Source organism: Acinetobacter sp. yr461, from assembly GCF_900110445.1.
In the GTDB taxonomy this organism is placed as follows: domain Bacteria; phylum Pseudomonadota; class Gammaproteobacteria; order Pseudomonadales; family Moraxellaceae; genus Acinetobacter; species Acinetobacter calcoaceticus.
Genome location: NZ_FODU01000006.1, coordinates 16,765 through 40,799 on the forward strand (window position 1 = coordinate 16,765; position 24,035 = coordinate 40,799).

20 protein-coding genes are annotated in these 24,035 nt (G+C 40.0%); 8 read left to right on the forward strand and 12 right to left on the reverse strand.

The window, feature by feature from the left end; all coding sequences use genetic code 11:
- Positions 1–15 precede the first annotated feature (15 nt).
- Positions 16–855, reverse strand: a complete 840-nt coding sequence (locus tag BMW38_RS10685; RefSeq protein ID WP_170834062.1) for a p-hydroxycinnamoyl CoA hydratase/lyase — start codon at positions 853–855, stop codon at positions 16–18.
- A 248-nt stretch (positions 856–1,103) separates the two neighbouring features.
- Here BMW38_RS10685 and mhpT point away from each other — a divergent pair, with 248 nt between their 5' ends.
- The 3 genes from mhpT to BMW38_RS10700 all read left to right on the forward strand — a co-directional run bounded on the left by mhpT (position 1,104) and on the right by BMW38_RS10700 (position 3,665).
- Positions 1,104–2,336 (forward strand): 3-(3-hydroxy-phenyl)propionate transporter MhpT, encoded by a 1,233-nt coding sequence (gene mhpT / locus BMW38_RS10690; protein ID WP_092707805.1) that lies wholly within the window; start codon positions 1,104–1,106, stop codon positions 2,334–2,336.
- A 70-nt stretch (positions 2,337–2,406) separates the two neighbouring features.
- On the forward strand, positions 2,407–2,862 hold the full coding sequence (locus BMW38_RS10695) for a MarR family winged helix-turn-helix transcriptional regulator (RefSeq protein ID WP_092707807.1): 456 nt from the start codon (positions 2,407–2,409) through the stop codon (positions 2,860–2,862).
- A gap of 110 nt (positions 2,863–2,972) precedes the next feature.
- Complete coding sequence (locus BMW38_RS10700; RefSeq protein WP_080632039.1) at positions 2,973–3,665, forward strand: GntR family transcriptional regulator; 693 nt, start codon at positions 2,973–2,975, stop codon at positions 3,663–3,665.
- 44 nt (positions 3,666–3,709) lie between these two features.
- Here BMW38_RS10700 and BMW38_RS10705 read toward each other — a convergent pair whose 3' ends face one another.
- Positions 3,710–4,654, reverse strand: a complete 945-nt coding sequence (locus BMW38_RS10705) for a PDR/VanB family oxidoreductase (RefSeq protein ID WP_092707809.1) — start codon at positions 4,652–4,654, stop codon at positions 3,710–3,712.
- Positions 4,655–4,667: 13 nt separating this feature from the next.
- A complete protein-coding gene (locus BMW38_RS10710) occupies positions 4,668–5,744 on the reverse strand; it encodes an aromatic ring-hydroxylating dioxygenase subunit alpha (protein WP_092707811.1) in 1,077 nt (358 codons plus the stop codon).
- 515 nt (positions 5,745–6,259) lie between these two features.
- Between BMW38_RS10710 and BMW38_RS10715 the strand changes: the two genes are divergently transcribed.
- The 3 genes from BMW38_RS10715 to BMW38_RS10725 all read left to right on the forward strand — a co-directional run bounded on the left by BMW38_RS10715 (position 6,260) and on the right by BMW38_RS10725 (position 11,367).
- Positions 6,260–7,606, forward strand: coding sequence for an MFS transporter (locus BMW38_RS10715; RefSeq protein WP_092707813.1), 1,347 nt, complete (start codon positions 6,260–6,262; stop codon positions 7,604–7,606).
- A 30-nt stretch (positions 7,607–7,636) separates the two neighbouring features.
- Complete coding sequence (locus BMW38_RS10720; protein WP_092707815.1) at positions 7,637–8,917, forward strand: OprD family outer membrane porin; 1,281 nt, start codon at positions 7,637–7,639, stop codon at positions 8,915–8,917.
- A gap of 251 nt (positions 8,918–9,168) precedes the next feature.
- Positions 9,169–11,367 carry an OsmC domain/YcaO domain-containing protein gene (locus tag BMW38_RS10725; RefSeq protein ID WP_092707817.1) on the forward strand — a complete coding sequence of 733 codons (2,199 nt, stop codon included), beginning with the start codon at positions 9,169–9,171 and terminating at the stop codon, positions 11,365–11,367.
- Positions 11,368–11,432: 65 nt separating this feature from the next.
- Here the strand turns inward: BMW38_RS10725 and BMW38_RS10730 are convergent, their stop codons facing one another.
- The 4 genes from BMW38_RS10730 to BMW38_RS10745 all read right to left on the reverse strand — a co-directional run bounded on the left by BMW38_RS10730 (position 11,433) and on the right by BMW38_RS10745 (position 16,489).
- Positions 11,433–13,103 (reverse strand): GMC family oxidoreductase, encoded by a 1,671-nt coding sequence (locus tag BMW38_RS10730; protein ID WP_092707819.1) that lies wholly within the window; start codon positions 13,101–13,103, stop codon positions 11,433–11,435.
- 28 nt (positions 13,104–13,131) lie between these two features.
- On the reverse strand, positions 13,132–14,025 hold the full coding sequence (locus BMW38_RS10735; RefSeq protein ID WP_092707821.1) for an alpha/beta hydrolase: 894 nt from the start codon (positions 14,023–14,025) through the stop codon (positions 13,132–13,134).
- A gap of 78 nt (positions 14,026–14,103) precedes the next feature.
- Entirely contained in the window at positions 14,104–14,958 is an 855-nt protein-coding gene (locus BMW38_RS10740) for an SDR family NAD(P)-dependent oxidoreductase (RefSeq protein WP_092707823.1), read from the reverse strand.
- Between the two features lie 43 nt (positions 14,959–15,001).
- A complete protein-coding gene (locus BMW38_RS10745) occupies positions 15,002–16,489 on the reverse strand; it encodes a flavin-containing monooxygenase (RefSeq protein ID WP_092707825.1) in 1,488 nt (495 codons plus the stop codon).
- Between the two features lie 136 nt (positions 16,490–16,625).
- On the opposite strand from BMW38_RS10745, the gene BMW38_RS10750 reads away from it, so the two are divergent.
- Positions 16,626–17,648 (forward strand): AraC family transcriptional regulator, encoded by a 1,023-nt coding sequence (locus BMW38_RS10750; protein WP_092707827.1) that lies wholly within the window; start codon positions 16,626–16,628, stop codon positions 17,646–17,648.
- A 2-nt stretch (positions 17,649–17,650) separates the two neighbouring features.
- Here the strand turns inward: BMW38_RS10750 and BMW38_RS10755 are convergent, their stop codons facing one another.
- From BMW38_RS10755 to BMW38_RS10770, 4 genes are all read right to left on the reverse strand, one after another.
- Positions 17,651–18,526: a class I SAM-dependent methyltransferase gene (locus tag BMW38_RS10755; protein WP_092707829.1), complete on the reverse strand. Its 876-nt coding sequence runs from the start codon at positions 18,524–18,526 to the stop codon at positions 17,651–17,653.
- Between the two features lie 113 nt (positions 18,527–18,639).
- The gene (locus BMW38_RS10760; protein WP_092707831.1) at positions 18,640–20,163 is read right to left on the reverse strand and encodes a flavin-containing monooxygenase; all 1,524 of its coding nucleotides are present in this window, start codon (positions 20,161–20,163) and stop codon (positions 18,640–18,642) included.
- Between the two features lie 22 nt (positions 20,164–20,185).
- A complete protein-coding gene (locus BMW38_RS10765; protein ID WP_092707833.1) occupies positions 20,186–21,019 on the reverse strand; it encodes an SDR family NAD(P)-dependent oxidoreductase in 834 nt (277 codons plus the stop codon).
- A 65-nt stretch (positions 21,020–21,084) separates the two neighbouring features.
- The gene (locus tag BMW38_RS10770; RefSeq protein WP_092707835.1) at positions 21,085–22,044 is read right to left on the reverse strand and encodes a metal-dependent hydrolase; all 960 of its coding nucleotides are present in this window, start codon (positions 22,042–22,044) and stop codon (positions 21,085–21,087) included.
- Between the two features lie 524 nt (positions 22,045–22,568).
- Between BMW38_RS10770 and BMW38_RS10775 the strand changes: the two genes are divergently transcribed.
- Positions 22,569–23,189, forward strand: coding sequence for a TetR/AcrR family transcriptional regulator (locus BMW38_RS10775; RefSeq protein ID WP_092707837.1), 621 nt, complete (start codon positions 22,569–22,571; stop codon positions 23,187–23,189).
- Between the two features lie 77 nt (positions 23,190–23,266).
- Here BMW38_RS10775 and BMW38_RS10780 read toward each other — a convergent pair whose 3' ends face one another.
- On the reverse strand, positions 23,267–23,989 hold the full coding sequence (locus BMW38_RS10780) for a pirin family protein (protein WP_092707839.1): 723 nt from the start codon (positions 23,987–23,989) through the stop codon (positions 23,267–23,269).
- Between the last annotated feature and the right edge of the window lie 46 nt (positions 23,990–24,035).

The following is a 24,035-nucleotide window of genomic DNA, read 5'->3' on the forward strand; positions in this document are numbered from 1 at the left end:
TTAGAGAATCAAAAGTTAACCAGTACGTTTATAGCTCTGTAAACCCGGTTTAATTGATTTTTCATCTAAAAATTGTTTCAAACCTTCTTGGCGACCATTTTCCGTATCACGATGGATACATTGATCTAACTTGGCATATAAGTAGTCTTCGTTTTGGTCCCAAGTGAGTTCACGACAACGTTTAAAGCCATTTTTAGCTGTACGAAGAACCACAGGGTTTTTCTCAAGTAAGCAATTTGCAAGCTCAGTGACTTCAGCTTTTAACTGTTCAAGCGGCACGCTTTTATTCACAAGTCCCATGTTTTCAGCTTCTTTACCACTAAAGGTTTTACCCGTCATGATGTAGTACAAAGCTGCACGGTGACCTACAGTGTCTGCCATTGCTTTGCTTACAAGGTTGCCCGGTGGGATACCCCAGTTAATTTCAGATAAACCAAAGGTTGCTTCATCTGCTGCAATCGCAAGATCACACGCCACTAATGGTGAGAAACCGCCTCCGAAACACCAGCCGTTAACCATTGCAATGGTTGGTTTTGAATACATACGAAGAAGTTGCCACTGCCAACGACATGAGTCACGGCGAATACGTTCTTGATAAATTTCTGGTTGAGTGTCGACTTCGCGGAAATATTCTTTCAAGTCCATGCCTGCTGTCCATGAGTCACCTGCACCAGTTAACACTAAAACCCGTGCATCTTGATCAAGTTCTATGGCTTCAAGCACATCAATCATTTCACGATTGAGTGTAGGACTCATGGCATTTTTCTTTTCTGGGCGATTTAGTGTGACCCAAGCAATTCCATCTTCAACTTTAACATCTACGGTTTCCCAGCGATTTTCATAAGTCATCTTCATACTCCTTGAATGATTTTGTGATGTTCTGAGATTTAATTTAATATCAGTTAAACTTACATTCAAGTCTTTTTTCTAAAATTTAATAATTATTTTATAATTGCATGTATTTTAAATAAAAATTAATTTAATAAATAATTTTACATAAAAATATGTTGATTTTTTAGTAAGTTTAACTGATATTTTTGGTGTGTTTAAACAACAATACACAAAGGGCTAAATGGAACGACTAGTCAATAAAGGACAACACAATGGAAAAGATATTAGGACAGTCTGCAAGAGCAAGGATTACGTTACTACTTTGCTTTGCAATCGCAATTTTTGAAGGTTTTGATCTTCAATCAATGGGGGTAGCCGCTCCACGAATGCGGGCTGAGTTCATGTTGGACAATGGCCAGATGGCATGGGCATTTAGTGCTGCAATTTTAGGAACACTACCGGGTGCAATATTAGGCGGCAGATTTGCCGATATTGTCGGGCGTAAGAAAATTCTGATTTTTAGTATTTTGCTTTTTGGAATTATGTCTTTGCTGACGGCCTATGCTGCCAACTTTAGTTTGTTATTGCTCATTCGTTTTTGTACCGGTTTAGGAATGGGTGGGGCACTTCCGATGATGATTACACTTGCCTCTGAAGCTGTGCCTGACCAGCACAAGGGCAAAGCGGTAAGTGTCATGTATAGCGGCATTCCTTTTGGTGGATTACTGACTTCTGTGGTTGCCATGTCGTTGGCGGGTGATGCAGAGTGGCGTCATATTTTCTATATTGGTGGGATTGCGCCTATTTTGTTAATTCCACTCATCATGCGCTTTTTACCTGAATCAAATGATTACCTGCAACGTAAAGTTCAAGCGCAAAAAACGACCCCATTCTTTGAAGTTTTATTTGCTAAAGAACGCCGCATGTCGACCATTCAGCTTTGGGTGAGTTTCTTCTGTACCTTAGTGGTGCTGTACTTCTTATTAAACTGGTTGCCGTTACTGATGGGTGCGCAAGGCTTATCGAAGCTACAAGCAAACTATGTACAGATGGGCTACAACGTTGGTGGAATTTTAGGTTCAATCTTAATGGGTGTATTGCTTGATAAATTACGCATGAGCTTTGTGATTAAGCTGATTTATCTAGGCATTTTATTTTCACTTTGTTGCTTGGCAATTTCTCCAACGGTGGCATTACTGGCGCTTTCGGCAGTGGGCTGTGGTTTATTTATTGTGGGTGGACAATCGGCATTGTACGGTCTGGCAGCAATGTATTATCCAACCGAAATGCGTGGAACTGGAGTTGGTGCTGCGGTTGCAATTGGGCGTATTGGTTCTTTTGCCGGACCTTTAATGGCTGGTTTTTTGCTTTCACTTGGACAAAGCTCGACCATTGTGATTGGTTCAAGCATTCCAGTGATTTTAATTGCAGCGATCTCTGCATTACTTCTTGTCAAAAAACCTAAACAGCCTGTACATTTAGTACAAAGCTCAGGTGCTCGCTAAGTTTTAAGGAAAGTATGGGGTGACTACCTCATACTTTCACTACAGATTTTCTTATGATGAATGAAAGGTTATGGTACGTTCAAATTTAGTTCCAAAAAAAGTAGAAGATGAGCCTAAGTTAAGTTACATGATTGCTCGTGTTGACCGAATTATTAGTAAACATTTAACAGAGCATTTAAAAGAGCTTGAAATTACCTTGCCACAATTTACGGCACTTTCTGTTTTAGCTTCAAAAAGTAATGTATCCAATGCCAAGCTTGCTGAGCGTTCTTTCATAAAGCCGCAATCTGCCAACAAAATTTTGCAAGATTTACTGGTGAATGGTTGGATTGAGAAGAAACCAGACCCTACGCATGGTCGCCGTATTTTAATTACACTGACCGAAAGTGGTGTTGAAAAACTTAATAAATGCAATGAAGTTGTATTAAAGGTTGAGGAAAAAATGCTTGAAGGCATTGATATCAATCTGGCTTATTTAATTCGTAATAACCTCGATATCATGGTGAATAATCTTAAAAACCTTTAAATGAATGAGCTTGTTTAGGTTGAGCTAAATACCTAAGCACCGATTCACACAGAAAATTTATTTCATTTTGCAAATGAAGTTGTTAGCATCGAAGTGACGTTTTTGACAATGTGTGGCAGCAAATGTCTTCAGGGCAACAAGTTTTACTTAAATTAAGAAAAATGATTATTTCAGGGGAACTTGAGGGTGGTGCCAGAATTGCTGAGATTCCCACTGCCGAGTTACTTGGTGTTTCAAGGCAGCCTGTTCGTATTGCATTTCGGTTGCTCGAACAAGAAGGCCTCCTCATTAAGAACCCAACCCGTGGCTACACCGTCCGTGAAATTTCAGAACAACTGGTTCATGATGCGCTTGAAGTGCGGGGTGTGCTTGAAGGATTGGCTGCGAAAACTTTGGCAGAACAAGGTTTAAGCGAAGAGCAGAAAAAGACCCTCCAACATTGCATTCAAGAAACTGAAAAACTCTTTAATGAAAAAGACGAGTTTGGCGATACCGAACTGGAACGTTACCATCATTTTAATGTCATTTTTCATGACACGATTATTGAGGGCGCGCAAAATGTAGCGCTCATACAAGCTTTAGCGAAAAACAACCAATTGCCGATGGCTTCTGCCCAAGCCATTACCTATGATGAGAAACAAGCTTTGTCGGAATATCGCCGTTTGCACTATGCACATTTACAGCATTGTTCGATTTTCGATGCGTTGACACATCGTCAGGCAGGACGTGCTGAAACTTTAATGCGTGAGCACAGTAGTGTGGTGATTTTAGGTGAAACGCTACGAAATGTTTTAAGTGCTTAGGATGAAAATAAGTTCCTTTATTTTTCAATAAAGGAACTTGGGTGTTAAAGTTCAATCACAAGATTTTTAGTTTTTGCACGAGAACAGCAGGGCGTAAACTGGTCATTTAGTGCATGTTCATCTTCATTCATAAACATATCACGATGATCTGGTGTGCCTTCTACAACGCGGGTAATACACGTGCCGCAAATGCCCTGTTCACATGAAACTGGAATATCAAAACCATTTGCAATTAAAGCTTGTGTTGCAGTCTGCTCTGGCAATACTTCAATTCGACGACCCGTACCTTTAACTTCAATGGTAAAAGCTTCATTGTTGGAAATATCTGCTTTTTGAGCGACAAAATGCTCTTGATGTAACTGTTCGCTATGCCAACCAGCTTGCTCGGCTGAGCTCATTACAAACTGCATAAATCCTGTTGGACCACATACATATAAGTGTTTGTCAGGTGAACTCTCACCTAAAACCTTTGCCATATTACATTCGGTGTCTGGCTGATCTTGAATGTGGAAATGGATTTGATCACCGAAGTGCTCAGTTAAATTGCCATAGAAGGCAATCATTTCATGACTACGAACAAAGTAGTGTAATTCAAAAGGAATATTGGCCGATTTAAGCCGATACGCCATCGATAAAATGGGGGTAATACCAATACCGCCCGCAAATAAAACTGCTTGTTTGGTTTGAGTATGAATCTCAAATAAATTACGTGGTTCACCAATCTTTAAATGGTCACCCTCACGATATTCAGTGTGGATGCAACGTGAACCACCGCGTGAATTGGCATCATGTAAAACACCAATCACATAACGATGCTTTTCACTGCAACAGTTTGAAATTGAATATTGACGGGTTAAACCGTTTTTAAGATGCACATCAATATGGGCACCTGCTTCAAAACTCGGTAGCTCCATACCATTTGTTGCAACCAATTCAAAGGCACGAATGGTCGGGGTGAGCTGGTGAATTTTTTGAATAATAACGTCCATGTTCATGCTCCTTTTAAATAATCCGTATGTTTGGAAACTTCTGAACGGATGTTTCAGGAGGTGTTTTATTTTCTTCGGCAAGTAGTCGCTCAATCACCTTACGGGACTGTACACCGCCCGCATCGATGTTAAGCATCAGTAACTTGCGATGTGGATTGTTTAAAATATTTTGCTGCTGTTGCTCCAGCATTTCTAAATCTTCAGTAAAGATTTTGCCTTGGCCTTCACGAATTTGATCGGTGAGTTCAGCATTGTCTGGCTGGAAGTTGCGTGCCATTCCCCAGAAATACCAATGTGAGGTTTCAGTTTCCGGTGTAATAAAGTCCACGACAATTGACGAAACTTTTTTGTCTTTTGGTGCGTCATAACCGCCATGTCCAGCATGTGCCACACCGACTTCAATATGTACATTGCTTGGAGCAAAAAAATGACAACGTTGCCAGCGGTCAACAAGTACATCATCTGCCAAGTGATTACCCCGTAGGGCCATTTGCCAAAATGGAGGCGCAATCACATTTTCCATATAGCGTTCGGTAATGACATGGTCACCATCTACTTTTGTCACTGGCAATGATTCATCAATTTCTTTTTGACCAATACTGCTTGAGTGAACATAAGTCTCGTGGGTTAAATCCATGAGGTTGTCGACCATGAGGCGATAGTCACACTGAATGTGAAACAGACCTCCGCCATAGCTCCATTCAGGATGATCTGCCCATTCTAAAATTGGGAGTTTTGCTTCATCTGCTAATGCCTTTTCGCCTGGCCATATCCAAATAAAACCGAATTTTTCAACAACTGCATATGTTTTGTTGCAAGGGAAACCATTTACACGTTGAGCTGGCATTGAAACAGTTTTTCCGTCACAGCCCATCACTAAACCATGATAGCCACACACGAGGTTTCCATCTTCGACATAACCCAGTGAAAGTGGGGCACCACGATGCGGACAAAAATCTTCAACGGCTGCAACTTGATTTTCTTTACCACGGTAAAAAACAATTTTTTCACCACAGATGGTGCGACCTAGCGGTTTGTCTTGGATTTCTTCTGGGCGGCAGGCTACATACCATGCATTTTTAATAAACATTGTGACGACTCCTTATCACTTATTGGATCCAATTTATAGTAAATAAAAATATTGGTCAATTGATAAGCAGTATATTTATTAAAAAATATTGTTCTTTAGAATTGGTAGTTGTGTATGTTTTTAATTGCTATTAAAGACTTTTATATTTATTTTGAATTTCAGGGATGAAATTTTAATTGGTTTATTTTGGATCCAAAATTTTCCAATCCTAAGCTGAAGTTGGATCGTTTTTCGAATAGCCGATTTGAAAATGGGTAAATAATTTATGGATCCATATTTTTGTTTTAAAAATTTATTAATAAATTATAGATATATTTTTCAATGTATTGTCGGTTGTTAAATTAAATTTTAAAAATATTGTTGATTTTTTGGATCCAAATATTCAGTATAGAAAAAGAGCAGGATGCTCAAAAAACAAATATTCCTCTAGGTCATTATGGATACGGATGTGCATAACCACCCAATTGCTTATATAGCAATGTCGTGTGTATGTCTGATCCAAGGGAGATACACAAATGGAAAGAGACGTTCTAAGTGAGATCAATCAAAACAATATGAGCCGATACCAATGGTTCGTAATTTTGATTTGTATCTGTCTCAATATTATTGATGGCTTTGATGTGATGGTGATGGCTTTTACCGCACCGTCCGTGTCAGCAGAATGGTCACTTTCAGGGGCACAAATTGGCTTGTTGCTTAGTTCAGGCCTTTTTGGAATGGCTGCTGGTTCAATCTTTCTCGCACCTCTAGCCGATAAAATCGGTCGCCGTTTACTCATCTTAGTTTGTCTTGTTATTGCTGGTCTTAGCATGTTGGGCTGTGCTTTTGTGCAAAGCCACGGCATGTTGGCAGCACTTCGGTTTATTACTGGAATTGGGGTGGGTGGTATTCTTGCCAGCAGTAATGTGCTAGCAAGTGAATATGCCAATGCTCGCTGGCGCAGTCTTGCGGTTAGTTTAATGTCTACCGGTTATGGAATTGGCGCGACACTGGGCGGAGTACTATCACTGGCATTGATTGAACATTTAGGCTGGCGTTCAATCTTTTTAGCAGGTGGAATCACCACCATTGCAATGTTGCTGATCAGTGCATGGTTATTGCCTGAATCTTTAGATTATTTACTCGCGAAACGACCAAAACAGGCATTGGAACGAATTAATGCAACTGTAAATCGTATGGGACTTAACGAACTACCAGTTATGCCGCGCTATGAAAAAATGAGCACGCAAAATGGTAGTGAACTGAGTAAGTTATTTGCAGGGCAATTAGGGTTTCAAACACTTTGCCTTTGGTTTGCGTTCTTTTTAGTGATGTTTGGCTTTTACTTTGTCATGAGCTGGACGCCAAAAATTCTTATTTCAATGGGAATGTCACCAGAGCAAGGTGTAAGTACCGGTATTTTAATTAGTATTGGCGGTATTTTCGGTGCGGCTATTATTGGTTTACTCGCATCACGCATAAAAATTTTCTATGCCTTAAGCCTATTTTTAGGGCTAACGTCTGCTTGTGTTTTCCTATTTGTTGCAGTGTCTGCTCAAGTGAGTGTTGCACTCATGGTGGGGTTATTACTCGGCACACTTATTAATGGCTGTGTGGCAGGTTTATATTCTATTTCTCCAACAATTTATAACGCTGAAATCCGTAGTCGCGGTGTGGGTTATGCCATTGGTTTTGGCCGTATTGGGGCAATTTTATCGCCAACGATTGCAGGTATTTTTCTGGATAAAGGTATTGCACCTGCAACACTTTATGCCTATTACGGTGTGGTGTTTATTTTGGCTATTTTCCTGATTTTAAGTTTAGGCAATGCTTTTTACCGAAGTAAGAAAGAGCAAAACTACTCGCTTAAAACAGCACCTTAATCCATTAAAAATTAAATAGTTGAGATAAAAATGAAAAAGACACCATTATGGGTGGGGGTATGCTTGTGCCCATTATTTAGTCAAGTTGTGCATGCCGAGTTTATTGAAGACAGTAAAGCTGAGCTGACACTACGTAATTTTTACTTTGACCGAGACTATAAAAAAGACCCATATCCCTATACAGCAGCCAGAGATTGGGCGCAGGGTTTAATTTTTAAAGGACAGTCTGGTTATACCGAAGGGACAGTTGGATTCGGTGTTGATGTGCTGGCAATGGCAGGCTTTAACCTAATGGGAAGTCGGGCTGATGACTATGCACGTAGTGGCTTATTACCCGTAAATACTGATAACTCGCGTGACGATTATTATGGAAAAGTCGGAATTACAGGGAAGGCTAAATTTAGGAAAAATGAGCTTTTTGTGGGTGATCTGGTTCCGCAATTACCGACCATATTTTCATCGCCAGCGCGTTTATTTCCGCAGACTTATCGCGGTATTCGCTTTGTTTCAAAAGAAATTCCAAATCTTCAATTAGAAGGATTTTATGTCGACGAAGTGCGACAACGCGATTCAATCCGCTTTACAGATGTTGGCACGGACAATATCAACCATCGTTTTGATAAGGCGGCAACCACTGATTCTTTTTACACGCTGGGAGGAAGTTATCAGTTAAAGGACTACCGTTTACGCGCTTACCATGCTGAACTCAAAGACATTTACCAGCAACAATTTTTGGGTTTTAACGGAAAACAGCCTTTAAATGACCAGCTTAATTTTTTAAGTGATGTACGCTTTTTTAATAGTGAAGAAACTGGAAGCAAAAAAATAGGAGAGGTCGATAACCGCCATATGAGTGGCTTATTTGGTTTGAACTATCAAAATCATACGGTTTCTTTGGGCTACATGCAGTCGTTTGGCTCGACTGGTCTGCCTTTTTTGTCGGGAACGGAAAGTCCGGTCGTGCTTGATTTTATGAGTTCGGACTACTCAAATAAAGACGAAAAAGTCTATTCGATTCGTTATGAATATGACTTTAAAAATGCACGATTAGGGGATGTTTCATTAAACGGACTGCGCTTTATGACCCGCTATGCAAAAGGTGAAGATATTGATTTACTGCAATATGGCGATCGGCGTTTCAAAGAAGAGTCGATGGAGTTTGATTTAGGCTATAAAATTCCTGAAGGGAAATTAAAAGGCCTAGGTATGCGAGCTCGTTTTTCTCACTACCGTAACGATATGCCAAGTAATATGACATTTCACTCGGCAAATGAAACACGGTTGAATGTTGATTACACCTTTAAATTTTAATGCTCAATATTTATTAAATTAAAGACAAGTTAAAACATTGTGAGCATCAATGTTTTAACTTTAGTTATCAACTTCACAAAATCACTCTATAATACCGCCAATCTTATTAAAGCCAATTGAGTCGTTCATTAAACACATGGCTTTAATCTCTCATTTTTTTAAGTCAATTTCTTCGCTGTGATTCGGCTTATATTTCAATATTTAGAATTTTATGTGTCTGTGCTGACACATAAAAATATTTAGGTGCCAGCATGGAAATCAAGGTTAATTATCTCGACAATCTTCGACAGGAAGCTAAGTTCGATGACTTTACGGTAATTGCCGATCAGCCAATTCGCTACAAGGGTGACGGTTCGGCACCGGGCCCATTTGACTATTTTTTAGCATCTTCCGCATTGTGTGCAGCTTACTTTGTGAAAGTGTATTGTGCAGCTCGAGATATCCCAACCGATAATATTCGTTTATCACAAAATAATATTGTTGATCCTGAAAACCGCTACAAGCAAACGTTTAAAATTCAAATTGAATTACCAGCCGATATTTCAGAGAAAGATCGCCAAGGGATTTTACGTTCAATCGACCGTTGTACTGTTAAAAAAGTTATTCAAACTGGCCCTGAATTTATTATTGAAGAAGTTGAAAGCATCGATGCAGATGCGCAAGCATTGCTATTGCCAAGTTTAACTTCTGAAAGCCATACCTATATTCAGGGTAAAGACCTGCCATTAGAAGAAACCATTGCCAATATGTCTGCCATTTTGGCAAATTTGGGCATGAAAATTGAAATCGCATCTTGGCGTAATATCGTGCCGAATGTGTGGTCTTTACATATCCGCGATGCACAGTCTCCGATGTGTTTTACCAATGGTAAAGGTGCAACTAAAGAAAGTGCTTTGGCATCTGCATTAGGCGAGTTTATCGAGCGCCTTAACTGTAACTTCTTCTATAACGACCAGTTCTGGGGTGAAGAGATTGCCAATGCTGAATTTGTGCATTATCCAGATGAAAAATGGTTTAAACCGGGTCCAAATGGTGAATTGCCTAAAGAAATCTTAGATGAATACTGTCTTGAGATTTATAACCCAGATGATGAATTACTCGGTACGCATTTATATGACACCAATTCAGGCAACGTAGAGCGTGGCATTTGTTCGCTGCCTTTTGTGCGCCAGTCTGACGATGAAGTTGTATATTTCCCATCAAATTTAATTGAAAATTTGTACCTAAGTAATGGTATGAGTGCAGGTAACACTTTGGCTGAGGCCCAAGTTCAATGCTTGTCAGAAATTTTTGAACGTGCCGTAAAACGTGAAATTTTGGAAGGTGAAATTGCACTTCCAGATGTACCTGAAGAAGTATTAGCAAAATATCCAGGTATCGTTGCTGGTATTAAGGGTTTAGAAGAACAAGGTTTTCCTGTTCTAGTTAAAGATGCATCGTTAGGTGGTCAGTTCCCTGTAATGTGTGTGACTTTAATGAACCCACGTACGGGTGGTGTTTTTGCATCGTTTGGTGCGCATCCAAGTTTTGAAGTTGCATTAGAACGTAGTTTGACTGAGCTGCTTCAAGGTCGTAGTTTTGAAGGCTTAAATGATTTACCACAACCGACTTTCCAAAGTAATGCGGTGACTGAGCCGAACAACTTTGTTGAGCACTTTATTGACTCAAGCGGTTTGGTATCTTGGCGTTTCTTTAGTTCTAAATCTGACTATGACTTTGTTGAATGGGATTTTTCTGGAGAAGGCGAAGAGTCGAATGCAGACGAAGCTGCAACATTGTTCGGTATTCTCGAAGAAATGGGCAAAGAAGTTTATATGGCAGTCTATGAGCACTTAGGTGCAACAGCTTGCCGTATTTTAGTGCCAGATTATTCAGAAATTTATCTCGTTGAAGATTTGATTTGGGACAATACCAATAAAGCACTTTCATTCCGTGAAGATATTCTAAATCTACATCGTTTAGATGATGAACAGCTTGAGGCGTTGGTTGAACGCTTAGAAGAATGTGAGTTAGACGATTACACTGAAATCACCACACTCATTGGCATTGAATTTGATGACAATACAGTTTGGGGACAGCTTACGATTTTAGAGTTGAAATTGTTGATTTACGTTGCTTTGCAGCAATTTGAAGAGGCAAAAGAGTTAGTCGAAACTTACCTGCAATATAACACTAACACCGTTGAGCGTGGTTTGTTCTATCAGTGCATGAACGTGGTTCTTGAAGTGATGTTAGATGAAGAACTAGAGCTTGAAGATTACCTTACTAATTTCCGCCGTATGTTTGGTGACGCACGAATGGATGCAGTATTAGGTTCTGTCGAGGGTAACGTTCGTTTCTATGGTTTAACACCAACAAGCATGAAACTAGAAGGGCTTGATCGACATTTACGTCTGATCGAGAGTTATAAAAAATTACATGCAGCTCGTGCTAAAGCCGTAGCTTCGTAATTTAAAAAGCTAAATAAAAAAAGCCTATTTTAAAATAGGCTTTTTTTATAAAACAAATTTCTATTTTAAGCAGAAGCTTTGATGATTTCTACGGTTTCTGCATCTGCTGTATCATCCTGATGTTCGCCCAAAGTGTGTTTAGCCGGAATATAAGACATGGCACGTTCTGCTAAAGCTGTAATGGTGAGACTTGGGTTAACACCTAAATTGGCACCTAACATTGAACCATCTACAACATATAAGTTTTTATAGTTAAAAACGTGATTTTGTCCATCCACCACGCCACGTTCTGGGCTTGAGGAAATTGCACAGCCGCCCATACAGTGTGCGGTAAAAGGCACGTTAAATAAAATTTCGGTAATGGTCGTCATGGGGTGGCCATTAAACATTTTGGCGACTTTTTCGGTAAATGTATTGGCCTGTGGAATATAAACTGGTAGCTTTTTACCTTCGCTAGATAAAACCTTGCCAAAAGGCCAAAACCAGTTGCGTTTCAAGCGCATGTTAATTGAAGCATCGGCAGTTTGCATCACCAAGAAAATCAAGGTTTGACGCGCAAAACCAACCGGATTGCTCATGCGTAGAAAAATAAATGGATGGCAGATTAACGCCCATAACCAAAAGAAGATACGTGTCCAACCCGGTTTTCCTTTTGCCATGTAAGTACACATGAGACCCATTGCATCGGAACCATTTTGGTAGCGAGTTGCCTCAATATGAGTGTCATGGTCTATGTAAATACTTGAACCAATGGCAACACCTTTACTCATGTCGACATCTTTACCAAAGAAACGAACCCCTAAAATAGATTCGGCATTGGTACGAACCCGATTACCCAAGTCATCGGAAATATTTGGCAGAGAACCAGACTGCTTTAAGCGGAACAACATCTCTTGCGTACCCAAAGAAGATGCCGAGAAAATGACGTTGCGTACTCTCCATGTACGACGCTGTTTATTAAACCATGAGGTTGAGCATTCAGTGGTTACTTCATAGCCATCACTGCCATCTGCTTTGCCATTGAGTGGTTTAACATCAACAACTTTGGTTTCTTCATAAACCTTAGCGCCATTTTTTTCGGCAAAGTACAAATAGTTTTTATCTAAAGTATTTTTTGCGTTGTGTTTGCAACCTGTCATGCACCCACCACATGCTGTACACGTCGCACGGTCTGGACCTTCACCGTTAAAATATGGGTCAGGATAGGTTTTTCCGCCTTCTTCACCTTCGGGGGGAAAGAAGGTTGCAACACGAGTCGGTTTAAATGTGTGACCCACGCCGATAGCTTCACCCATTTGTTTAAGCATATGGTCGGCAGGACCAAAAATTTTATTATCCGTCACCCCAAGCATACGTTCTGCTTCTGCATAGTACTGGGGCATTTCATTTTTCCAGTCCGCAGCATCTGCCCATGTGCCTTCGTCCCAAATATGTTCAGGTGGAACGAGTAGGGTATTGGCATAGGTAATTGAGCCGCCACCTACGGCATTTCCGCAAATAATGGTGACATGGCGGAAAAAGCGCATATTGAAATAGCCGAAAAGTTTCATGCCCGGACGCCAAATCCAGCGGCGGGAATTCCAGTTATTTTTCGCAAAATCTTCGGCTTTCCAGCGACGCCCCATTTCCATTACGGCCACAGAGTAACCTTTTTCGGTTAGACGGCAAGCAGAAACACTACCACCAAAGCCTGAACCAATAATGAGATAATCATAGTCATAATTGTTTGTTGTCATGCCGAGGCTCCTCTCTGGCGATTATTTTTTATATTGACTGTGTATGTTTATCAATGAATTGCCCAATGCGCTCAATCGAGTCATTAGATTCTTTTAGTATACCCGTGTGGAATTGAAAAACATGTCCGACTTGGTCATAAATCCTAAAGTTCGTCGGAATGCCGTATTTTCCAGCTTGTTCAGCGAGACGTTTTGCATCATCTAATAAAACTTCTTCAGTGCCCACATGAATCAGAATAGGCGGTAATCCAGTTAAGTCAGCATAGAGTGGGGAACAGGCTGGATCGGTTGCTGATTTTTGCGCGCAATAATTTTTTGCGCACCACGCTAACCAATTTTCAGACAGCATTGCATCTTGAGCAGCATGAGTTTTCATAGTGCTTCCAGAGAGACTTAAATCAACCCATGGTGAAAGTAAAACCAATGCAGCTGGTAGTGGCAATCCTGCATCCCGAATAGCAATTGCATTGCTTAAACTCAGCCCGCCACCCGCAGAATCTCCGACAAACACGAGTTTTTTCGGGTCTTGTCCTTGGGCAAGTAGAGCTTGATAGACTGCAACTACATCTTCAATAGCAGCGGGGCTTGGGTGTTCTGGGGCTAGACGATATTCAGGTAACCAGACTTGTGCTTGAGCTGCATGTCCGATTTGAGCAGCAAGTTTATTGTGACTTTTTGAGCTACCAACAACATAGCCACCGCCATGTAAATACAAGATACCCAGCCCTGACTTAGTCGTTTTGGACTGAATATGAACTGTTGGCACTTGAGCAATTTTTTGCTTTTTTGTTTTATAGCCACGTGGCCCAAGCACAATAGCACTGGCTGCATCGCTACAAAAACGTTGTAACTTCACTGGAGTCTTGGGTGATAAAGCCGGACGTAGTGTACTCCGGATGGTCCATGCAAGAAGCTGCTTCATAATAAGAACTCATACTAGAGCTTGTTATTTATTAATCAGCATCTCCTAAATTTAGGATGATGCTGATCAGTGATTTTTTTATTTTGCTGGTTTGTTGAGTAGGCGAGTTTGAAAAGCAGTCGCGGCTCCAAAAATCTTTTGGTAGCCTTGTGGAAGAATACGTTGAATCACATCAACGACTTTCGCATCGGCTCCAATCAGTAAGCGGCGGCGGTTTTTACGAACAGCCTCTAAAATTTGTTGAGCAGCCTCGTCAGCAGGAGTGCGAAGTAATTTATCGAAAGCATCCTGACTTTTAACAGGGTCCATGCCTAAAGACTGGACGCTATTATTCATACGTGCAGCTTTAGCAATATTGGTACGAATACCACCCGGATGCACACACGTTGCGCTAACCCCAGCATTTTGCATATCCAGTTCTTGGCGTAGGGACTCGGTAAAACCACGAACGGCAAATTTACTTGCGTTATAAGCACTTTGGGTCGGTTGAGCTGTTAAGCCAAACATACTAGAAATATTAATAATATGCCCATCACCACTTTGCTTTAAAAATGGCAAGAATTCTTTAGTGCCATAAACTACGCCCCAAAAGTTAATACCAATGAGCCATTCAAGATCTTCATAGCTTACACCTTCGGCTGTGCTACCTATTGCTACACCAGCATTATTAAAGATCAGGTTAACTTGGCCATGCTCATTTACAACAGCTTTCGCCCAATTTGCAACCTCATCACGCTTAGCCACATCGACTTTCTGAGTGGTTACTTTGACTGAGTAAGGCGTTAACAGCTCGACTGTTTTGGCTAAGCCCGCTTCACTGATATCGGAAAGTGCCAGATGGCAGCCTTGTTTTGCCAGTTCAATTGCAATTGCTTGTCCAATACCAGAACCCGCACCTGTAACAGCAGCGACTTTGTTCTTAAATGTTTTCATAAAATACCCCGTTTATTTTTCTGATTTCCTATCGTGAAGCTGATTAAGAAAGAGCCGAGACTTGAGTGTAGTTTTCCACATCAAAGCGGCGAGTACGTTGACGATACTCAAGGGTAAAACCTGGCCAGTTATTGGTATTCTTGCCATCAGCAGTTTGATACCAACTTGTACAACCTTGTGCCCATACGGTTTTCTTCATTTTTTCTTGAATATTTTGGTTGAACTCGTGTTGAACTTCTGCACGAATATTGGTGAATAACAACTTATTTTTTATCAATGTTTGAATGGCATCTAAAATGTAGTTCACCTGACTTTCAATCATATAGACAATTGAGTTGTGCCCAAGATTGGTATTTGGACCATAAAGCATAAAGAAATTAGGGAAACCGCTAACAGTTAAACCGAGATAAGCTTCTGCACCATCTTTCCATGTGTCTTTTAAGGTACGTCCGTCCAATCCAGTAATTTGCATTGGCGCCATAAATTCAGTTGCAGCAAAACCAGTACCATAAATAATGGTATCAACTTCACGCAGATTTCCGTCCGTATCTAAAATGCCATTTTCAGTGATTTCTTGAATGCCCGTATGAATAACATCTACATGAGGTTGAGTGAGCGTTTCATACCACTGGTTGGAAATTAAAATACGCTTACAACCAATTGGGTAGTCTGGCATTAAACGATGACGTAATTTGGAGTCTTTAACGACCTTACGAATATGGCGTTGGAATAAATATTCCACTAAAGGCATTTCATTCAGCGAAGTAGTGAAAGCAAGCAGACGAATTTCGTGATGGCCATATTGCAAGGCACGATCTAGACTCTGCAAAATTGGTAATTTACGGAACGCTTTTTTCTCTAAAGGTTGATAAACCCGATCTGGCTTTGGAATGACATAAGGTGCCGAACGTTGATAAACATCAAGATGGGCAACCTCTTTAGCAATTTCTGGTACGAACTGAATGGCGCTCGCACCTGTACCAATTACAGCAACACGTTTACCATTTAAATCATAATCATGATCCCAACGAGCTGAGTGAAAAGCCTTACCTTTAAAGTTTTCAATGCCTTTAAGTTTTGGATAGGCTGGGCGATTGAGCTGGCCCACAGCACCCACTAAAAACTCAGCTTCAAAATGCTCACCAGTGGTACTTTGAATGTGCCATACACCTTGTAATGCATCAAATTCGGCACTGGCAATTTCTGTATTAAATTGAACGTGTGGGCGAATGTCATATTTATCAGCGCAATGGCTTAAATATTGATAAATCTCTTGAGATGTGCCGTAACGGTTTTTCCAACCCAGCTCTTGCTCAAAAGAAAAAGAATAAAGATGTGACGGAACATCACACGCAGCACCTGGATAAGTATTGTCGCGCCAGACACCGCCAACATCGGCAGCTTTTTCATAGAGTGTAAATTGTTCAAAGCCGGCTTGTTTGAGACGAATCGCAAGACCCAAACCACCAAAACCAGTGCCTATAATGGCGATGCGTACATTTTTATTTGAATTAGCTGACGAATTAAACATAGGCTGCTCTAAAATCCTTAAAAACAGTGGGCGAAAGAATCGCAATTTCCTGTATGCAGAATAGTCGTTTATTTGCTTGATTTAGAGGATGGATGAGGACAAAATATTGTGATTCGAGGACATTCTGAGCAATACAGTGAAGTATGCATGGGCTTTTGAACGCAGTGTACATAGTGTTCGATTAATGGCTGATTTTGCGGTGGAATCAGGCATTTCTTATCAGACCATTTTAGAAGAGACTGGAATCAGTCAACAGCAATTGCTTGACCCTAATATGGTGGTGACAGGTCAGCAAGAATTGCAGGTTATTCATAACTTGGTTGAGCAGCTTGGAGACAGGCCGACATTAGGCTTAGATGTAGGTACACGCTATCACTTTACAACATTTGGGCCTTTAGGCATGGCCCTCATGAGCAGTGCCAGCATTCGTGAAGCACTTGATTTAGCTTTAACTTATTTTTCACTTACTTTTGCTTTTACCCGATTTCTAGTTTCAGATACAGATGAAGGTATTCGGATTGAAATTGAAGATGAGGGCGTACCACCTTCAGTTCGCCAGTTTATTCTTGAACGCGATGCCGCGGCGCTCATTACGGTGCAACGGGACTTGGTACAAGATAATTTTTGTCAGTATATGGCTTTCACTTTCCAGCCTAAAACTGAGGTACAACCCTATATCGATTTGTTTGGAATTTTGCCGGAGTTTGGTGCAGCTAAGAACTTTGTTTTACTCGATCCGCACAAAGTAGACCAAAAACTGCAAATGGCCAATGACCTGATTTTGCATACGGCTGAAGAACAATGTAGGCAAATTCTAGATAGGCGCCAAACACAAAAGAAATTTATTAATTTAGTGCAGCAGCAGTTAATGAGGGTACGAGGGGAAATGCCCTCTATGGACATGGTTGCCGATCGTTTACACTTAAACGCGCGTACCTTACGCCGTCATCTCGCTCAAGAAGGTATGACCTTTATTCAAATACGTGAAGAAGTCAGACAGGTTTTAGCAGAACAATATCTGACTTTACCGAAAGCCTCTATTGAGCAAATTGCCGAATGGTTGGGATATGCCGAACCTGCCAGTTTTATTCATGCTTATAAAAGATGGCATGGTAAGACACCGCATGCAGTAAGGTTAAGTGGTAAATCATCAAGCTAACTTTATTTATTCAAGCGCAAATGCAACAAACGTGTCGCCGAGGTGTGACGAATCTCATCTACTCGTGCACTAAAATAACGTTCAGTAATGGCTTCACCTGACAAATCTTCAACGACTTCAAACCCCATCTGTTCAACTGCGCGATGTAAATCAGTCGGTTTGAATTGACCTAATAATGGTTCTTTGAGCAAATGCGTAAACTGGGCAACACCCATGCTTCCAAGTCGTTCAACACCAGTTAACTCCTGAAAATCGGTCGAATAGTCGAATACAACTTCGCTAGCGTTTGCTGCAAATTCAGCAATACTTTTTAAAGTCTGCAAAGTCGTTTGCGGGTTTAAATAGTGGGTTGTGCCTAACCACGAAAAAAATGCAGGAGCGGACGGCTTATAGAAACTTCTGGCTAAGGCTTCCGAAATAGACTCTTTTTCAAAGTTAATTGCGACAAACTCAACTGTTGAAGGAATATCTCCTAGCTTTTTTAGTTTGGCTTGTTTGGCAGCTTGAGTATCAGGATGATCAACTTCAAAGATTTTTAAAGTTGGATAATGATGCGACTCGCGTAGTACAAATGAGTCTAGGCCAGCTCCGACCAAAACATATTGTTGAATATTGTGTTGAACAGCCTGATCAAGTAAATCTTCGGCATAACGGGAACGTCCGACTACCTGTCCGCTGAGTAAACCTAAAGTACGGTTTAAAACCGCAGAATTCATTAATTTAACAAGAAGTGGGCTAGATAGAAGTTTTTTCCAGCCTTTACTGGTCAGCTCAAAAGCATAAGGGTCTGAAAATACAGGGTTCGTGGCATTTTGAAAATGATTTGCACGTAATGCAGCGGCAGCTTCGGCGGTACGACTTGATTGACCTTCTTTCATCTTTATCCTGTTTTTTTATTTCTTGAAGATATTCAACGAAGAAGGCAGTGTATTTCATGAAAACATAAAAGACACTGCCCATTTCTTACAACTGATTTGATCGAAATTACAAATTAATGAGTTTTTGTGGTTTGATAAGTCACTTCATAATCTTTCAAATCGACGTTTTTCAAACGTTGTTTAAGTTTTTTCAATGACCATGGCCATGCAGCGAAGTTACGGCCGTTGGCATCAAGGTAGTAACTCTTACAACCACCACTATTAAATACAGTTGTTTTTAAGTGTTTTTGCACCAGATCATTATGCTTTTTAATAACTTCGGGCTTAACGTTGAACTTGCTAATACCCTTGTTCTTAATTTTCAATAAGCCATCTACAATATAGTCTAGCTGAGCCTCAGCTAAGCCAATAAAAGAGTCATAAACCAAGACATTCGGTCCTAAAATTAAAAATGCATTCGGCACATTTTCAATGTTGGTACCTAAATAAGCCTCAGGTGAACTATCTTTCCATAAATCTTGTAAACATTGGCCTTTTTCATTATGAACACGTTTACCAATTGGCGGGTGAGATACCTCAAAACCTGTACCCCAAATAATTACGTCAACTTCATGGCGTTCACCGTTGGCAGCAACAACCGTATTACCTTCAACTTTAACCAAGCCATGTGGAATAAGAGACGTGTTTGGTGCTTGTAGTGCAGGGTAGTAATTATTAGCAAACAAAATACGCTTACAGCCGATATCAAAGTTTGGCGTTACATTTTTACGTAGCACAGGGTCATTAATCTGCAATTTAAGTAATTGCTTACCTAGTACATTTACTGGTTTAAGTGCAAGCGGGTTACGTAAACCAAAGTTAATTGCATTCAGGGTTAGCGCTACACTTTTACGCCAGCTTGCTTGAATAGATGGATATTTAGCAATGACTGATTTACTAAATTCGCCCAAGTCTGTGTCTGGCTTTGGTAGTACCCAAGGTGCTGTACGTTGGAACACAAAAAGCTCTTTCGCTTTTGGTTGAATTTGGGGCACAAATTGAATGGCAGATGCACCAGTACCAATCACGGCAATACGTTTACCTGTCAAATCATAATCATGATTCCATTTAGCTGAATGGAACATCTCACCTTTAAATGTATCTAAACCTTCAAGACATGGAATTTGTGCTTCGGTAATTGGACCTGTAGCGAAAATAACTGTTTTAGATAAATACTGACCAGTAGTGGTATCAAGTACCCACACATGGCGTGAGTCATCCCATGCGGCGTTCAGCAATTCGTTGTTAAATTCGATTTTAGATGCGACATTAAACTCATTACTCACATCTTCCAGATAACTTAAAATTTCTGGTTGGCGAGCAAATAAATGGCTCCATTTTGCACTTGGTGCAAACGAGTAAGAATAAAGCGCAGATGGTACATCACAACCACAGCCTGGATAGGTATTTTCACGCCATGTGCCACCCACACGGCCAGCTTTTTCAATAATTTTATAATTGGTATAGCCAACTTGATCTAGGCGAATGGCAGTAGCTATACCTGAAATACCGGCACCTACAATAAAGGTATCGAAAATGTGGTTGGGTGAATTGACAGCTTTTTTTGCTGATGCATTTGTTTTCATTTGAGCAGTCATATGCGTACTACCTATAAATTTCTTATTTCAATAATTTGTAAGACGTGCCAAGGAACTTGTTATACAAGCTTGGTGATGCACGTTTCATGAGCCAGAATAACTTCGCATCGATTTGAGGAATGGTGTAAAGCTCATTCTGATCAAGGCGGTTAAGTGTTAATTTGGCTACACTATCACTCGTGGTGAGGGCATAGTTCATCAGTGCATGGTCTGCAAGCTTTGAATACCGTCCTGGAATCCGACCATTTTTTATAATATTGGTTGGAACCAAAGTAGGGCAGAGCACATTAACTTTAATATTGAACTTGTGTAGTTCGGCAGAAAGCGTTTCTGAAAGCGCGCGTACACCTGCTTTAGTCACGTTATAGGCGGTCATTTCTGGTGCAGCCGTATACGATGCAGCGGAAGCAACATTAATAATCGCGCCGTAACCCAACTTTTTAAATTTTGGTACGAATGCATGACAACCGTGAATAACACCCCAAAGGTTGATATTCATGACCCAATTCCAGTCTTCGAGCGTCATTTCATCGAATTTTCCGCCCAAACCTACACCTGCATTATTAATGACAAGGGTTACAGGGTGCCCAAGTAAGATCTCAGCAGTTTCTGCTAGATCTGTAACCTGTTCAGAGTTACCGACATCGCAACGCACAGCGAAAGCTTTCGCGCCTTGTTGTTCAAGAATTTTTACGGTTTCTTCAGCAGCTTCTAGATTAATGTCTGCACAAACCACACTGCCACCACGTTTTGCGAGTTCAATTGCAAAACTTCGACCAATCCCACTGCCTGCACCTGTCACCACGGCATAAGCTTTTTGGCTTGGTTTAACTTTCTTTTTGCCAAATAAAATCATGATTCATCCATAAATAACTTGAAGAGAAACTAGCTATCTACGAGATAGCTAGTCATAAAGGACGATTAAGACACGCGTACAGGTGGGGTAAATTCTTTAACAAAGTAAGGAGCAATTGCACCACCTTCGTTCAGCAATTTCTTTTTGTAGTACTCAAGATATTCAGTCGTATCATGGTCATTTGGATGAAAGTCTGGACGTAAATAGTCAAGAATCTGACCAATCGTACTTCCGAAAACACCATCTTTCGGGCCAAAGATTAAACCAACGCCACGACGGGCATCTTTCCAGAATTTTAAGGTGAACATCTCTTGCGGTTTTCTTAAAACTGGTACAAATAAGGTCGTCGCAGGAATAAGCCCTAAAATGGTAATGAGAGCAAGGACGAAACCAGATGCTCTTAATGGATAGCTGCCATTTAAGATTTGGTAGACATCATAGGCAATATCTTTATGCTCAGATTCTTCAAGCATATGCCACATCCACAATGCACGGCTCTTCGCATCATCTGAATAATAGAAATTCTTTTCATGCTTCATCATGTATTCAGCAAGTACAGCAGTAAAATGCTCAATACCAGCCATCATCGATAATTTCAGTGGTTGTGGAAATTTTAAAAAAACATATTTAAAGAAGTTCGAGCCAAGGAAACGATAGAGTGCAACAGGATATTCAGCATCTTGAAGTGCATCGTTATATTCATTGTGCAATTTTGAGTGAATTGCTTCTTGACCAATGAGCGAAGTCACTCGCTGTTTTAATATTGGATCTTTAATAAAGTCACGGTGATGACGAGCAGTTTCGATCACCAGATCTTCACCATAAGTTAAAAAAACTGAAAGTGTGGCAAAAAACAAGGTGGCAAATTGATTGTTCATATAGAACTTGACATCAATTTCCTTACCATCAAAACCAATATTTAAATGACGGATTGGAATAGTGCTTTTACTGGCAAAATCCGGCAACTCAATTTCACGTTGAAATTTAAGTTTGTTAAATGATTTTTTTACTGTGGTCGAGATCATAGCGACACCTTGAGACAAATCAGTAGTAGTGCATTTTGAAGAAAATCAATAAACTTAATGTTCAACAAGGCACTGTAAATTCCATTTTCAAAGCAGAGTGTTCTCTGGATTGACTACGGTGTTGTTGCTCCGTTATTTGTTTGATTATTTGGCTGAATAACGGAAAGAAGAGTTGAGACATACAGAATTTCTCAGTGACTCTTCTTTAATTTTTTCATATTAATCTGACTTTATGTTCGGATTCAATTCGGGTAAATTTTTAAATATATAAAAGTAATTTATGAATTTCTTTTATAAGAAAAACTTTAATAGAAATTTATTTATATTTTTGAAAAATAATGAATAATTTATTTTAATTAGGGTCGTTAGAGCAAATATAAGAATGTTTCGATATCCTTAATTGCATCTATTTGGGAAGCTTTTTTTGATCAAGTTTGACAACTATTCGGATTTTGTTTTTTTATTTCTACCGAGTCTGATTACATGCTAATCTGACTTTATGTTCGGATTATTGATTAGATCGTATGACCACGCGTAAACCTCGTCAAACTCGAGCCAAAGTTACTGTCGATACTATTATTGAAGCGGGTTTTATTGCAGTGGCGCTTCATGGACCAAGTGGCACCACCACACGTCATATTGCAGAAATTGCAGGGGTGAGTGTCGGATCTTTATATGAATATTTTAAAAATAAAGAAGAAATTTACGATGCGATGAATCACTATTTTGTTCGAGAAATTCTGGACATGATTACGGAACTTGCGCCAACTATTTTACAGCTGGAGTTAGAACCAGTCATTGAAATGATTTTTTATACTTTTAGTGATTTATTAAAGAAAAATAATGACCGTTATTTAACTGTTTTACGTTATGCAGGCGAGTTACAGTACGATAAATACATTCCAAAAATTGAGCAGGCTTTAGTGGAAGTCATCATGAAATATATGATGCATAATCCTAAATATTTAAAAATTAACAACGTCGCTGTGATTACCTACATCTGTATTAACAGTGGGATTTTTAATGTGGCGCGGCATCTTATTTTGCCAAATCCTTACATTAGTTTTGATGAAATGGTGCAGGGGTTAACCACTATGATCATGAGTTATATCAATGCAGAGATGTCTCGCTCAGAAGAGCACTGATCACAGTTAGACTTTTTCAATCTTTATAAACGTTAAAAAAGCCCTCACATAAAGTTTTATGTAAGGGCTTAGCTTCATTATGGCATTGTTGGAACTTCTTCCGGACGCATATCAAAAATCAGAATTTCAGCATGATCACCATTGGTAAACGATAAGTTTCCACCATCACGGATACGTGCTGCATCGCCTGTGTTAAAGGTTTTACCATTTACATCAACGCGACCTTTGGCAACATGTAGGTATACATATCGACCGTCAGGAATCATAAATTCGGCAGTTTCTTCACCATCAAAAAGACCTGAGTAAATATTAATGTCTTGTTTGATGGATAAAGTTTTTTCACCGCTTTTTGGTGAAATAATCAAATGCAATTTACCGCGTTTGTCTTCTTCATCAATATGAATTTGTTGATAACCTGGATCTGTATTTACTTCACTTGGAACGACCCAAATTTGTAAAAAATGTACGCCTTCTTGCGTAGAATGGTTAAATTCACTATGAGCCACTCCACGACCTGCACTCATTAACTGAATGTCACCTGGTACAATCACAGAACCTGTACCCATCGAGTCTTTATGCTCTAATGCACCTTCAAGTACATAGGAAATAATTTCCATATTATTGTGAGGGTGAGTACCAAAGCCTTTAGACGGAGCAACATTATCATCATTAATTACAAGTAGATCTGAAAAACCGACTTGTTTCGGGTCCCAATAATTGGCAAATGAAAAGCTATGTTTTGATTGTAACCAGCCGTGATGTGCTGCGCCACGTTCATGAGATAAACGCATATCAAACATGATCTACTCTCCTAATTTAATTTTTTCTCTGACTGCAGTTTATCGT

What these genes read in the sequence shown, in the direction of transcription:
- BMW38_RS10780 (WP_092707839.1), bottom strand. Translation starts at nt 23,989, where the DNA reads ATGTTTGATATGCGTTTATCTCATGAACGTGGCGCAGCACATCACGGC.
- BMW38_RS10735 (WP_092707821.1), bottom strand. Translation starts at nt 14,025, where the DNA reads ATGAAGCAGCTTCTTGCATGGACCATCCGGAGTACACTACGTCCGGCT.
- BMW38_RS10705 (WP_092707809.1), bottom strand. Translation starts at nt 4,654, where the DNA reads ATGGACGTTATTATTCAAAAAATTCACCAGCTCACCCCGACCATTCGT.
- BMW38_RS10745 (WP_092707825.1), bottom strand. Translation starts at nt 16,489, where the DNA reads ATGTTTAATTCGTCAGCTAATTCAAATAAAAATGTACGCATCGCCATT.
- BMW38_RS10730 (WP_092707819.1), bottom strand. Translation starts at nt 13,103, where the DNA reads ATGACAACAAACAATTATGACTATGATTATCTCATTATTGGTTCAGGC.
- BMW38_RS10695 (WP_092707807.1), top strand. Translation starts at nt 2,407, where the DNA reads ATGGTACGTTCAAATTTAGTTCCAAAAAAAGTAGAAGATGAGCCTAAG.
- mhpT (WP_092707805.1), top strand. Translation starts at nt 1,104, where the DNA reads ATGGAAAAGATATTAGGACAGTCTGCAAGAGCAAGGATTACGTTACTA.
- BMW38_RS10710 (WP_092707811.1), bottom strand. Translation starts at nt 5,744, where the DNA reads ATGTTTATTAAAAATGCATGGTATGTAGCCTGCCGCCCAGAAGAAATC.
- BMW38_RS10755 (WP_092707829.1), bottom strand. Translation starts at nt 18,526, where the DNA reads ATGAAAGAAGGTCAATCAAGTCGTACCGCCGAAGCTGCCGCTGCATTA.
- BMW38_RS10715 (WP_092707813.1), top strand. Translation starts at nt 6,260, where the DNA reads ATGGAAAGAGACGTTCTAAGTGAGATCAATCAAAACAATATGAGCCGA.
- BMW38_RS10685 (WP_170834062.1), bottom strand. Translation starts at nt 855, where the DNA reads ATGAAGATGACTTATGAAAATCGCTGGGAAACCGTAGATGTTAAAGTT.
- BMW38_RS10775 (WP_092707837.1), top strand. Translation starts at nt 22,569, where the DNA reads ATGACCACGCGTAAACCTCGTCAAACTCGAGCCAAAGTTACTGTCGAT.
- BMW38_RS10725 (WP_092707817.1), top strand. Translation starts at nt 9,169, where the DNA reads ATGGAAATCAAGGTTAATTATCTCGACAATCTTCGACAGGAAGCTAAG.
- BMW38_RS10770 (WP_092707835.1), bottom strand. Translation starts at nt 22,044, where the DNA reads ATGATCTCGACCACAGTAAAAAAATCATTTAACAAACTTAAATTTCAA.
- BMW38_RS10765 (WP_092707833.1), bottom strand. Translation starts at nt 21,019, where the DNA reads ATGATTTTATTTGGCAAAAAGAAAGTTAAACCAAGCCAAAAAGCTTAT.
- BMW38_RS10740 (WP_092707823.1), bottom strand. Translation starts at nt 14,958, where the DNA reads ATGAAAACATTTAAGAACAAAGTCGCTGCTGTTACAGGTGCGGGTTCT.
- BMW38_RS10760 (WP_092707831.1), bottom strand. Translation starts at nt 20,163, where the DNA reads ATGACTGCTCAAATGAAAACAAATGCATCAGCAAAAAAAGCTGTCAAT.
- BMW38_RS10720 (WP_092707815.1), top strand. Translation starts at nt 7,637, where the DNA reads ATGAAAAAGACACCATTATGGGTGGGGGTATGCTTGTGCCCATTATTT.